Below are 12,684 nucleotides of genomic sequence, written 5' to 3'. Positions count from 1 at the left end.
GCCAGGGCCATCAGGCTAGCCCGCTTGCCGCTTGCCGCTTGCACAATGAATGGCGATGGGTGTCGGCAGTTGCTCCATTTCGACACGGATGGTCGAGGCGGCCCTTGTGGTGAGATCCGCGGGTGTCACCGGGAAGCTCAGGTACGCCAACCCGCTTTTCGCCGCCACCTCACCCTCGGTGCCGGGAGCTAAGACCTCGCCGTTTTCTCCTGGTGCGCGCAGATTGACAACGGACCGCATGCCGGCGCATGAGAGCTCTCTCAGATCCGCTTGGTTCGGCGCACGTGTGAAAACGTGGAGGCTGTTGTCCAGATTGATGAGCCCATCCACGTGTCTACTCCTTCAAGCGCTCAACTCAGGCGTGTCTGCCGGCGACGAATAGCCTGGGGTTGATATCGGCATCACTGCTGTCTTGGAAACGAACAGCGTGCTCGATGTTCCCACGACATCACGTCTCCTCGGATTGAATGCCCAACTATGTCCGGCCCTCGCAATGGTAGGCATAGATTTAGAGCTAGGGGGTTGCGCGGAATTGGCAATTTTCGATTCGCCTTGCTGCGGCGCTGAGCGTGGTGGTGCGCGCGACCGTGCGACAAGGGGTTGGCGAAATCAGTCCAGTCATGCCCCAGAATGTTCAGCCATGGCCGCAGTCAAACATCGGCGTCTCATTCCTCCGCTTGTCCGGGCTCAGGAGAGCAGGGTGATCGGTGGCCGGGGTGCGATCCCGCCGCCGAGAAGCTTCGGCAAGCCGGCGCGGACTGGCCACGGATCACAGATAAAGCCGGAACCGGAAACTGCATGGGACCATTCCCCACGTGGAGTGCAATCTGCGCCACAACCCCAAACTGGAGATGAACCATGGAAGCCCGAAATCTCATGACTGCCGATCCGGCGTGCTGCAGCCCTTCTGACACCGTCAAGGACGCCGCCGGCCTGATGGTTGACAACGATTGCGGCGAGATCCCGGTCGTCGACGAATCCGGCGGGCTGGTCGGGGTCGTGACCGATCGCGACATCGCATGCCGCTGCGTTGCGAAAGGCAAATCCGCCGATACACCTGTCGAGGAGGTGATGTCGTCTTCGCTCGTTACTGTCACTCCGGACACGAGCATCGAGGAATGCTGCAAGAAGATGGAGGACAATCAGGTCCGCCGCCTCCCGGTTGTGGACGACGAAGGCAAGTGCTGCGGCATCGTTTCCCAAGCCGACATCGCCCTGCATGCCGACAAGAAGGAAACCGGAGATCTCGTGCGCGAGGTGTCGGAATCGACGGAGGAACCAGCAGCCGTCGGGTGTTGCTGAAAAAATATTCGTCGAGCCCTTGACCATCCAATGATGGGAAGACGCGTCGGGATGGGTTACACCGCCGCTGTGGCCCAGCACGCCAACGCGCCGGCGCAGGCGGAGAGCCGCCAATGATGCAACACGGCGAGATGGCCAAGGACAGCATGACGGCGATGATGAGCGACCCGGAGATGCGGGGCGAGCTGAAGGCCATGATGCAGAGCTGCAACCAAATGATGGCCCGCATCGACGCGATGTCCAGCCCGAAGAAAGCGCTCCGGCCAACGCATGAGAAAAGATGACAGTACCCCGACGGGGTCTGTAGGCGGCTGCGTCGCGCTATTGAGCTCGACGCCCCCTTTCCTGGCATCTGCGGACGGCGAGTGGGCGACGCGGGATTGTCTCCACTGGGCTGCTTTCTATCAATCGCAGCTGTAGCGACTGATTTCGCTGACGGAGCCAATCTAAAATGCTCGGCGTACCCGCAGGAATCAGCCTTCGGCGTTTTTGAGCACTGGCGTGGTATCGTCCGCAAGCGCTTTCGGATCCGGATTTGCGTTTGCCTTGCCAGAGCGACCCCACTATCGCGGCGGAGTGTCCCTCGTGCGCGCCCTTGCTCTTGTTTGCGTTTGCCTTGCGCTTTTCGTGCAGAGCGCCGCACAGGCTGCTACGCCCCCCCGATGGAGATAGGCGGCTCCGTCGATTGTTCGGAGATGGACGACGGTATGGCGATGAGCATGGCGGCTGAGGGGTCCTCCGACCAGAAGCCCTGCGAGCGCATGACGCTCGGGTGTCTTGTGGCCATGGGCTGCGTTGCGCCGATGGCGGTCCCCGATGCTGCACCCGTGAAGCTCGCTGTCTCGCTATTCCCGCGTGCCCCCTTCCTCGCGGGCAGTTCGGCGGGGCTCCACAGCAGACCTCTCCCGCCGGAATCACCGCCTCCACAAGCTGACCGCATCGTCTAGTTTCCCGCAAACGGCGCACAGCAGCCGTAGGTGAGGTTACGATGCGCCCGCGTCGCCTTTTGCGAGGCGCGGCGGCATCTTCGGCTTGGCATCAGATTACCTGCGAGGTTATACCATGGATTGGCGAAGTGGCTGCGCGTCAGCGGCACTCATAGTTTTTGCCCAGGCGGCGCAAGCACAGCCGGTGGGCTATGAAGAGGCCTTGCGCGCGGCTCGCGTCGAACAGCCCGTCCTGCAGGCGCGTGAACTCGAGGTAGAAGCTCTGCGGAGCACGGCGGAGGCCGCGGACGAATTACCCGATCCGCGGCTACGCACGGGCATCGTCAATCTGCCGGTCACCGGCCCGGCGGCCTTCGATCTCGACCGGCAGCTTCCAACCCAAGTCCAAGTGGGTGTCGAGCAAGAGATTCCCAATCTAGCCAAGCGACGCGCGAGGGCTGGGCTTGCGGTATCGGATATCCACCTGGCCGAAGCGCGCCTTCGCGTTGTTGGCCGGGATGTCGAAGTCGCCGCTGGCCGCGCGTGGATATCACTGGCTTATGCGCAGCAGCAACTGGCGCTGGCTATCGAGGCCCAGGCTGAATTGCGCAAGCTGGTGCCGGTTGCTCGCAGCGCAGTCGCATCGGGTTCGGCGCGCCCTGCGGAAAGCCTCGAGATCCGCCGGGCACTGCTCGAGATAGACGATGCCCGGACGCGCATCGAAGCCGATCGGGAAGCGGCCCAGGCGCGGCTGACGCGGTATATCGCCGGGGAAGAGCCGGTGGCGCAAGGTCCGGTGCCGCACACCGATGTCGATCCGATTGAGCTGCGCACGGCTCTGGAGAGCAACCCCGGGATCCTTCTGGCGAACACCGCCGAGCAACGGGCCCGTGCTGCGATCGATCTTGCCCGGGCGGAAAAGAGGCCCGACTTCGGCGTCAATGTGATCTTCGGCCGGCGAAATCCCGATTTCGGGAATGTCGTCTCGGTCATGGGTTCGGTAACCTTGCCGATCTTCGCCGGTCGTCGGCAGGAGCCGCGCATCGCCGCAGCCGAAGCGCAGGCGGCAGCGGCGCTCGCCGAGCGAGCGGACGCACTGCGCGAACTCGAAGCCCAGTTCGAGGCCGACCTCGCGTCCTGGCGCAGCGCGGCACGGCAGTGGCAGCGCGCGCGCGAGGAGCTGTTGCCCCTGGCCCGCGACAGGGCGCAACTCGAAATCGCAAGCTTTGCCGCTGGCCGTGCCGAACTGATCGACGTGATCGAGGCCAAGACCGCGCTGGCCCTGCTCGAACTGGAAATTCTCGTACGCGAAGAGGCGACGGTCGAAGCCGCCGCCAAACTGCGACTTACCTACCAGGAGCATATGCAATGAAAGCCGCCTGGCAAAGACTGACCCCGCGCCAGAGGTCCTACACGCTCGCGGCCGGGATAGTGCTCGTAAGCCTCGGCGCTGGCTATGGCCTTGCCCAGGTTGGCGCAGGCTCCCCCGGTGATTCCGGCGGAGCTGCAGCGGAGGCAGGCTGCGAGGAGGTGCTCTACTGGTACGATCCGATGGTGCCCGACCAGCATTTCGACGAACCCGGGAAATCGCCTTTCATGGACATGCAGCTGGTTGCAAAATGCGCCGGTGGGGACGGAGCGAACGCCGGCGGCGTCAGCATCGATCCGGCGCTGGTGCAGAATTTCGGCATTCGGACGGCCGAAGCGCAGCTCGGCGTGCTCGAACCCGAGACGAACGTCACCGGCACACTCGCTTACAACGCCCGGGAGGTGTCGATCGTGCAGCCGCGCGCCAGCGGCTTCGTGCAGCGAACCTATGGCCATGCGCCCGACGACATTATTAGACAGGGTACTCCCCTCGTGGATTTGCTGATTCCGGAATGGGGCGGGGCGCAGCAGGAATATCTGGCGGTCGCCGCGACCGGCGATGAAGCGCTTACTCGCGCGGCACGCGAACGGCTGCGGCTTCTCGGCATGCCCGACGGCGTTATCTCGTCGGTCGCGCGCAGTGGCCGCCCGCGTTCCACATTGACGATTACGGCGCCTTCTTCGGGCGCGGTGACAATGCTCGGCGTGCGACCGGGAATGAGCGTGAGTGCGGGCCAGACCTTGGCCGAAATCACGGGGCTCAATCCGATCTGGCTGGAAGCGGCGGTCCCCGAAATCCTTGCCGCCGACGTGCGCGTTGGCCAGCCGGTGAGCGCGACTTTGACTGCTTTTCCGGGCGAACGGTTCGCCGGGCGGATTACTGCCATTCTGCCAAGCGCCCAGGAGGCCAGCCGCACGCTCACCGTCCGGGCCGAGATGCGCAATCCCGATCTGCGACTGCGACCAGGCATGTTCGCGCAGGTTTCGCTTTCTCCGGCGCGCCGCGAAGCGGTGTTGATTCCTTCCGAAGCGATCATCCGCACCGGCGAACGCACGATCGTGATGCTGGCGCAGGAAGAGGGCGGCTATCGCCCCGCGGAGGTGCAGATTGGTCGGGGAGCGGGCGGTCGGACCGAGATACTCGCGGGCCTCGCGCCGGGCGAGGAAGTGGTCACATCGGGCCAGTTCCTGCTCGATTCCGAAGCCAGTCTGGCGGGGCTCGATGTTCGCGGCATCGACGAAGTGTCGACGGCCGCAGATGAAGGCGAAGCGCAAGACGATGCGGACGAGCCGCGCACCTACCGGGCAAGCGGAACTGTAGAGCGCATCACTGCCCGCAATGTCACCTTGCGACACGGGCCGGTTGCCGCGCTCGAATGGCCGGCGATGACCATGACATTTGGGATCGAGGGACCCGCGCAGCTGCGCGGCTTCAGGCGCGGCGACCGCGTCTCGTTCCAGTTCGTACAGGGATCGGACGGCCCCCGCATCACCGGCATCCGGAAGGCAGGCGACCAATGATCGCGCGCATAATCGAAAGCTCGATCGCCAATCGCATGTTCATCGTATTGGCTTCGATCGCCATCGCGCTCGCGGGGTTCTGGGCCGTGCGGACGACGCCTGTGGATGCACTGCCTGACCTATCGGACGTCCAGGTGGTTATCCGCTCAAATTACCCTGGTCAGGCGCCCCAGCTTGTCGAGGATCAGGTCACTTATCCGCTGGCGACGACGATGCTTTCCGTACCCGGCGCCAAGACCGTGCGCGGATACTCGTTCTTCGGTGACAGCTATGTCTATGTCATTTTCGAGGACGGGACCGACCTTTACTGGGCGCGTTCGCGCGTGCTCGAATATCTCAACCAGGTGCAAGGGCAGCTTCCCGCAGGCGTGGAGAGCAGCCTTGGCCCCGACGCCACAGGTGTCGGCTGGATCTACGAATATGCGCTCGTCGACCGAACCGGCGGAAACGATCTAGCGGGTCTACGGAGTCTGCAGGACTGGTTCCTGCGCTACGAGCTCAAAACCATTCCCGGCATTGCCGAAGTCGCCAGCATCGGCGGTATGGTCAAGCAGTACCAGATTGTCCTTCAACCCTACCGGATGGCATCGTTCGGGGTGACGCATGCCGACGTCGTGCAAGCGGTCCGGGCTTCCAATCAGGAAGCGGGCGGCTCGATCGTCGAGATGGGCGAGGCCGAATATATGGTGCGCTCCTCGGGCTATCTCGGCAGCCTCGATGATTTTCGGGCGATCCCCTTGCAAGTCGCTAGCGGGGGAGTGCCGGTGACCCTGGGCGACGTTGCGACCATTCAGATCGGCCCCGAACTGAGGCGCGGAATAGCGGAGCTCAACGGTCAGGGCGAGGTCGCCGGCGGGGTGGTAATCCTGCGGCAGGGGGCCGACGCGCGATCCGCGATCACCGCGGTCGAGGCGAAGCTCGAACAGCTTCAGCAAAGCCTGCCCGACGGCGTGGAGATCGTTACCACGTATGACCGCTCGCAACTGATCGATGCGTCGGTCAAAAATCTCACCACCAAGCTGGCCGAGGAGTTCATAGTCGTCGGGCTGATATGCGCCTTGTTCCTGTGGCATGTACGTTCGGCGCTGGTTGCCATCGTTACATTACCGCTGGGTGTGCTCGCCGCTTTCGTGGTCATGCGCTTTCAAGGGGTCAACGCCAACATCATGTCGCTTGGAGGCATTGCCATCGCGATCGGCGCGATGGTCGATGCCGCGATCGTCATGATCGAGAACGCGCACAAACATATCGAGCGCTGGACGCATGAAAACCCCGACAGCGTGCTGGCGGGCGACGAACGCTGGCGGGTCATCGGGGATGCCGCGAAGGAGGTTGGCCCGGCGCTGTTCTACAGCCTGCTGATCATCACCTTGTCCTTCATTCCCGTGTTCACCCTCCAGGCGCAGGAGGGCAGGCTGTTTGCGCCGCTCGCCTTCACCAAGACCTATGCCATGGCTGGGGCGGCAATCCTTTCGATTACGCTGGTCCCTGTGTTGATGGGCTGGATGATCCGCGGCAAGATTCCGCCCGAAGACAAGAACATCCTGAACCGGGGCCTGACCCGCGCCTATCGTCCGGGTCTGGACTGGGTGATGCGCCGGCCGAAGGCAACGCTGGTCATTGCGGCGCTGGTCTTCGCGACGACGCTGGTTCCCTTTACCCGGCTTGGTGGCGAGTTTCTCCCGCCGCTCGACGAGGGTGACCTGCTCTACATGCCCAGCGCACTGCCGGGGCTGTCTCCAGGGCAAGCTTCTGCGCTCCTCCAGCGGACCGACCGCCTGATCAAATCGGTGCCCGAAGTCGACACTGTCTTTGGTAAGGCCGGCCGTGCCGACACGGCGACCGATCCGGCGCCATTGACGATGTTCGAAACCACCATCCAGTTCAAACCGCGCGAGGAATGGCGCGAGGGCATGACGCCCGACATGCTGGTCGAGGAACTCGACCGCGTGGTGCAGGTGCCGGGTCTCGCCAATGTGTGGGTTCCGCCGATCCGCAACCGGATCGACATGCTCGCGACCGGGATCAAAAGCCCGATCGGGGTCAAGGTTTCGGGTGAGGATCTCAGCGATATCGACCGGGTGGCGCAAGCTATCGAACAGGTCGGGAAGCAGGTGCCGGGCGTGAGCTCCGCCTTGGCCGAACGATTGTCGGGCGGGCGCTATGTCGACGTTGATATCGATCGCTTGGCCGCGGCCCGATACGGCCTCAACATCGACGACGTTCAAATGATCGTATCGGGCGCAATCGGCGGCGCCAATGTGGCGCGCACGGTCGAAGGGCTGGCGCGCTATCCGATCAATGTGCGTTATCCGCGTGAAATCCGCGACAGTGTGGACGAGCTCAGGGCGCTGCCGATGCTGACCCCTGGGGGGCAGCAGATCACGCTGGGGAGCGTAGCGCAGATCAGCGTTAGTAGCGGGCCGCCCATGCTCAAGAGCGAGCAGGGACGACCCACGAGCTATGTCTATATCGATGTTCGCGGACGTGATCTCACTTCGGTCGTCAGTGATCTGCAGGAGGCGATCGCGGCGGAAGTCGATCTGCCTGCGGGCGTGAGTATATCCTACGCCGGGCAGTTCGAGTATCTTACCCGCGCTGCCGAGCGTATGAAGATCGTTATACCGGCGACGCTCGCGATCATTTTCCTGCTACTCTATCTGATCTTCCGCCGCTTCGATGAGGCGCTGCTGATCATGGGCACGCTGCCCTTTGCACTCACCGGCGGGTTTTGGCTGCTTTACATGCTCGGCTACAACCAGTCGGTCGCGACGGCTGTCGGCTTTATCGCCCTGGCCGGCGTTTCGGCAGAGTTCGGCGTGGTCATGCTGATTTACCTGAAGGCTGCGCTGGAGCGGCGAGAGGGCGATCTCGATTCCGACGAGGTATCGGCGGCGATCCGCGAAGGAGCGCTGCTGCGCGTGCGGCCCAAGGCGATGACCGTAGCGGTCATTCTTGCCGGACTGTTTCCGATCCTGATCGGCACCGGTGCCGGATCCGAGGTGATGAGCCGTATCGCGGCCCCGATGATCGGCGGGATGATCACCGCCCCACTACTTTCAATGTTCGTACTTCCCGCCGCCTATCTGATGATGCGGCGTCCCCGGACCAAGCGGTCCAAACCCCTCGAAGGAGAAGAAGAATGCGTTCCACAACCCTCTTGATACTTATGGCCGCGCCGCTGGCGATGGCTGCTTGCGATGCCGAGCAGAGCACCACTGGAATGGATGATATGCCGATGGCAGACGGGCAGATGTCCGATGGACAGATGCCTATGAATGAAGGCGACATGCCCATGATGGATACAGAAGGCATGATGCAAAACGCCAGCGCGGAAGGAACCGTCACCGCCATCGATTCCGACGCCGGAACGATCACGATTGAGCACGGTCCGGTTCCCGAAATCGACTGGCCCGCCATGACCATGGCGTTCGACGCCGACGAAGATCTTCGCAGCCAGGTTGCCGTTGGTGAGGGGATCGCGTTTGAATTTCGTACTGGTTCGGAGGGCAACGCAATCACTTCGATTGCCAAGCAATAATTCGTGGTGGCGGCGCCGGCTGTTGCTGACGCCGCCACTCCGAGAAGGATGGTCGAAGGCAGGAAGGACCGGGCGATAAGGATCGGACGTCGAGATTTGTTGAGGGATATGGGCTTTGCCGGTGTCGGCATTGCGGCCCTACCTCTGGTCGGCTGCGAAGCACGAAGCAGCTTTGGGCCACTGCGCTCGTCTGACGATCCCCAGCCTCTTGCCATCCCGCCTTTGAATCGTGGCGCGGTCGAAGGCGGAGAGCGGGTTTTCCGTTTGTCTTTGACGACCGGGCAGAAGGAATTTGTCCCCGGAGTAGCCTCGGCAACGATCGGCGTGGATGCCGATTATCTGGGGCCGACACTGGAGATGCGCCGCGGTGAGCGGGTACGTTTTCACATCGACAACGCACTTGCCGAGGGTGCGACCGTCCATTGGCACGGGTTCGAGCTTCCCGCTGCTGCCGATGGCGGGCCGCATCAGCTCATTCGTCCCGGCACCCGCTGGAGCCCGTCCTTCGAAGTGCGCCAGCGCGCCTCGCTATACTGGTATCATTCGCACCTGCATCGCCGCGCCGGGCCGCAGGTCTATGCGGGACTTGCCGCGCCGATCTATGTTCGGGACGACGAGGAAGCCGCGCTCGATCTGCCGAGCGATTACGGCGCCGATGATATTCCGCTGATCGTCCAGGACAGGGCACTCGATGGGTCCGGCAAGCTCATTTATCCGCTGAATATGCATACACGGATGATGGGCGTGCTCGGGGAACGAATATTCGTGAACGGCACGCAGAACGCCGTGTTTGATGCGCAAACCGGCCAGTTGCGGCTACGCATTCTCAACGGTTCCAACGCGCGCTTCTACGAATTCTCGCTTGCCGAGGGGCAGGCGATGCAGCTGATCGCGAGCGATGGCGGGTTGCTTGACCGCCCGCACACGGTCCGGTCGCTCAAACTTGCGCCAGGCGAACGTGCTCAGGTAATTGTCGATCTTACCGAAGGGCGCCCCCTGTCGCTTGTCGCCACAAGCCCGGACAATGCGATGGGAATGATGGGCGGGCAGGGTCGCGGCATGATGGGCGGCGGCATGATGAACCGCCCTCGCGATGGCGGTGAGACTGGAGAAGTCCTTCGCATTCTCGATATCAGGCCCGGCCGAGGCGCGCGCGCGAGGAGACTGCCGCCGCGTCTTTCTTCGTTGAATGCGCCCGATCTCTCGCTGGCGGTGCGTACGCGCCGCTTCGTCCTCGACATGGGCATGATGGGTCGCGGGATGACGATCAATGGCGCGGCGATGGACATGGATATCGTCAATGAGCGCGTGCCGGTCGGGCAGTGGGAAATCTGGGAAATCGCCAATGCCTCGATGATGGCGCACCCATTTCATATCCATAATGCCCAATTCCGGGTGATCGACCGCGATGGACGTAGGCCGCCGCCGCTGGAAACGGGGTTCAAGGATACTGTCGTCGTCAATCCGCGCGAGCAGCTGCGCGTGCTGCTGCGCTTCGAGGAGCATACCGACCCGGATCTGCCTTACATGTATCACTGTCATATCCTCGAGCATGAGGATGCCGGCATGATGGGGCAGTTCCTCGTGGTGAACAGCTAGGAAGGAATGAGCATGAGCCAGGATGAGAGTGTAATCGAAGGCACCGCCATCGATCCGGTCTGCGGAATGAGTGTTGCGATCGACGGTGCAGAACACATCGCGATGCATGACGGTGCCGAGCATTACTTCTGTTCTTCGCGCTGCCACGACAAGTTTCTCGGCGATCCCGGGCTCTATCTGTCGGGTGCGCATCTCGATGCGGTCGAGGATGTTCCCGAAGGGACGATCTATACCTGCCCTATGCATCCCGAAATCCGTCAGCCCGGCCCAGGCTCCTGTCCGATTTGCGGGATGGCGCTCGAACCGGAAACGGTCAGCCTCGACGAAGGCCCTGATCCCGAACTGATCGATATGCGGCGCCGTTTTTGGTGGAGCGCTCTCCTGACGTTGCCGCTTTTTGTCTATGCGATGAGCGACATGGTCCCGGGACTCAGCTTCGACCGGCTGATCGAGCCTGCCAGTGCGCAATGGGCGCAATTTCTCCTTGCCACACCGGTGGTGCTATGGGGCGGCTGGCCGTTCTTCGTCCGCGCGTGGCAATCGCTCAAGACGCGCAACCTCAACATGTTCACGCTGATCGGCGTCGGGGTCGGCATAGCCTATCTCTTCAGCCTGGTGGCAACCGCCCTTCCGGATATTTTTCCGCTCGCCTTTCGCGATCATTCAGGACGCGTGGGCGTGTATTACGAGGCGGCAGCAGTCATCACGACGCTTGTCTTGCTGGGACAGGTTCTCGAATTGAAAGCGCGCGGTTCAACCTCGAGCGCTCTGCGCGCTCTGCTCGAACTTGCGCCGCCCTCTGCCGTGAAAATCTTCGGGAGCGGCGATGAGCGGGAGGTGCCGCTCGACGAACTGGTGTCCGGTGATCGGCTGCGCGTTCGCCCCGGAGACAAAGTGCCGGTGGATGGAGAGATCGAGGAAGGATCGAGCACCATCGACGAGTCGATGGTCAGCGGAGAACCGCTTCCGGTGAAGAAGGTTGCCGGCGACACGGTGATCGGCGGGACGGTCAACCAGACCGGCGGGTTCATCATGCAGGCCACGAACGTGGGTAAGGACACCATGCTGTCCAAGATTGTCCAGATGGTTGCCGAGGCGCAGCGCAGCCGCGCGCCGATCCAGCGGCTCGCGGACCAGGTCGCGGGCTGGTTCGTTCCTGCGGTCGTGGTTGTTGCGATCGTCACCTTTGCGGTGTGGGCCATCTGGGGTCCCGCGCCAGCGCTTGCCTATGCGTTGGTCAATGCGATTGCTGTTCTGATTATCGCCTGTCCCTGCGCGCTGGGGCTTGCCACGCCGATGTCGGTGATGACCGGCACAGGCAAGGGCGCGCAGCATGGCATCCTGATCCGCAATGCCGAAGCACTGGAGACATTGGAGAAGATCGATACGTTGGTGGTCGACAAGACCGGCACGTTGACGATGGGTAAGCCTGACCTGGTTGCGGTCGACCCGGTCGAGGGTATCAACGAAACCGAATTCCTTGCCGCGGTCGCGGGCGTCGAGATGGGCAGCGAACACCCGCTCGCGCACGCCATAGTAGAAGGCGCGCGGGCCCGCGGTGTTTCGCCTGCCGAAGCCACAGACCTGGCTTCGACCACGGGGGAAGGCGTCGAGGCGAATGTACAGAATCGTCGCATCGCCATCGGCAATGAAAAGATGATGCGGCGGGTGGGGATCGATGACGATGTCTGGCTGGGCTCTGCGGAAAGCGGTCGCTCGCAAGGACAAACAGTGATGTTTGTCGCATTCGATGGGCACCCTGCGGGGATGATCGCGGTGGCCGATCCGATCAAGCCGACCAGCGCGGCAGCCATCGCCGCTTTGCACGCTCGCGATATCCGCGTGGTCATGCTGACCGGCGATAGCCGAGCAACGGCTGAAGCGGTCGCGCGGGAAATGGGCATCGACGAGGTGCACGCCAATGTCTCGCCCGAGGACAAGCACCGCGAGATTGAAAGGCTGAAGAGTGAAGGACGCCGCGTCGCCATGGCGGGCGATGGTATAAACGATGCGCCGGCTCTGGCAGCCGCCGATGTCGGCATTGCCATGGGAACGGGCACGGATGTAGCGATCGAAAGCGCCGGTGTAACATTGGTGCGTGGTGATCTGACCGGGGTAGTGCAGGCAATCATCCTGTCGCGCGCGACCATGCGCAACATCCGCCAGAACCTGTTCTTCGCCTTTGCCTATAACACGCTCGGGATACCGGTTGCCGCAGGGGTGCTGTTCCCGGCGTTTGGACTGCTGCTCAACCCGATGATTGCGGCAGCGGCGATGAGCCTGTCATCGGTTTCGGTTATTGCCAATGCTTTGCGATTGCGGGGGGTGAAGCTTCCGGTTTTCGAAATGCAAGTGCAGGATCGAAATAATCGCTAGAAAACCGGGGTGTCACGAAGCGGCAAATGGCCTTATTTGTGATGACGGACA

General features: G+C 62.6%; 9 protein-coding genes. 8 read left to right on the top strand and 1 reads right to left on the bottom strand.

The features are described from left to right. Positions 1-15: 15 nt before the first annotated feature. Positions 16-330, bottom strand: a complete 315-nt coding sequence (locus Q9K01_RS12415; protein WP_305930529.1) for a beta-lactamase hydrolase domain-containing protein — start codon at positions 328-330, stop codon at positions 16-18. Positions 331-858: 528 nt separating this feature from the next. On the opposite strand from Q9K01_RS12415, the gene Q9K01_RS12410 reads away from it, so the two are divergent. The 8 genes from Q9K01_RS12410 to Q9K01_RS12375 all read left to right on the top strand — a co-directional run bounded on the left by Q9K01_RS12410 (position 859) and on the right by Q9K01_RS12375 (position 12,633). Beyond that, positions 859-1,302, top strand: coding sequence for a CBS domain-containing protein (locus Q9K01_RS12410; protein ID WP_215227872.1), 444 nt, complete (start codon positions 859-861; stop codon positions 1,300-1,302). A gap of 113 nt (positions 1,303-1,415) precedes the next feature. Beyond that, positions 1,416-1,586: a hypothetical protein gene (locus tag Q9K01_RS12405; RefSeq protein WP_305930528.1), complete on the top strand. Its 171-nt coding sequence runs from the start codon at positions 1,416-1,418 to the stop codon at positions 1,584-1,586. Positions 1,587-2,364: 778 nt separating this feature from the next. Further along, positions 2,365-3,600: a TolC family protein gene (locus tag Q9K01_RS12400; protein ID WP_305930527.1), complete on the top strand. Its 1,236-nt coding sequence runs from the start codon at positions 2,365-2,367 to the stop codon at positions 3,598-3,600. Continuing rightward, complete coding sequence (locus Q9K01_RS12395; RefSeq protein WP_305930526.1) at positions 3,597-5,117, top strand: efflux RND transporter periplasmic adaptor subunit; 1,521 nt, start codon at positions 3,597-3,599, stop codon at positions 5,115-5,117. The genes Q9K01_RS12400 and Q9K01_RS12395 overlap by 4 nt, the downstream gene beginning before the upstream one ends. After that, a complete protein-coding gene (locus Q9K01_RS12390; RefSeq protein ID WP_305930525.1) occupies positions 5,114-8,281 on the top strand; it encodes an efflux RND transporter permease subunit in 3,168 nt (1,055 codons plus the stop codon). The genes Q9K01_RS12395 and Q9K01_RS12390 overlap by 4 nt, the downstream gene beginning before the upstream one ends. Further along, on the top strand, positions 8,260-8,658 hold the full coding sequence (locus Q9K01_RS12385; protein WP_305930524.1) for a copper-binding protein: 399 nt from the start codon (positions 8,260-8,262) through the stop codon (positions 8,656-8,658). The genes Q9K01_RS12390 and Q9K01_RS12385 overlap by 22 nt, the downstream gene beginning before the upstream one ends. A 3-nt stretch (positions 8,659-8,661) precedes the next feature. Continuing rightward, a complete protein-coding gene (locus Q9K01_RS12380) occupies positions 8,662-10,257 on the top strand; it encodes a multicopper oxidase family protein (RefSeq protein ID WP_305930523.1) in 1,596 nt (531 codons plus the stop codon). A gap of 12 nt (positions 10,258-10,269) precedes the next feature. Then, a complete protein-coding gene (locus tag Q9K01_RS12375) occupies positions 10,270-12,633 on the top strand; it encodes a heavy metal translocating P-type ATPase (protein ID WP_305930522.1) in 2,364 nt (787 codons plus the stop codon). The last annotated feature ends 51 nt before the right edge of the window (positions 12,634-12,684 follow it).

The sequence above is a fragment of the Qipengyuania benthica genome, assembly GCF_030717865.1.
In the GTDB taxonomy this organism is placed as follows: Bacteria; Pseudomonadota; Alphaproteobacteria; order Sphingomonadales; family Sphingomonadaceae; genus Qipengyuania; species Qipengyuania benthica.
The sequence above is the reverse complement of the archived record's forward strand: the minus strand, read 5'-3'. Positions and strand labels throughout refer to the sequence as shown.

Excerpts from the sequence above, each read along its gene's own strand:
- Q9K01_RS12410 (WP_215227872.1), top strand. The coding sequence starts at position 859 with ATGGAAGCCCGAAATCTCATGACTGCCGATCCGGCGTGCTGCAGCCCT.
- Q9K01_RS12405 (WP_305930528.1), top strand. The coding sequence starts at position 1,416 with ATGATGCAACACGGCGAGATGGCCAAGGACAGCATGACGGCGATGATG.
- Q9K01_RS12400 (WP_305930527.1), top strand. The coding sequence starts at position 2,365 with ATGGATTGGCGAAGTGGCTGCGCGTCAGCGGCACTCATAGTTTTTGCC.
- Q9K01_RS12395 (WP_305930526.1), top strand. The coding sequence starts at position 3,597 with ATGAAAGCCGCCTGGCAAAGACTGACCCCGCGCCAGAGGTCCTACACG.
- Q9K01_RS12390 (WP_305930525.1), top strand. The coding sequence starts at position 5,114 with ATGATCGCGCGCATAATCGAAAGCTCGATCGCCAATCGCATGTTCATC.
- Q9K01_RS12385 (WP_305930524.1), top strand. The coding sequence starts at position 8,260 with ATGCGTTCCACAACCCTCTTGATACTTATGGCCGCGCCGCTGGCGATG.
- Q9K01_RS12375 (WP_305930522.1), top strand. The coding sequence starts at position 10,270 with ATGAGCCAGGATGAGAGTGTAATCGAAGGCACCGCCATCGATCCGGTC.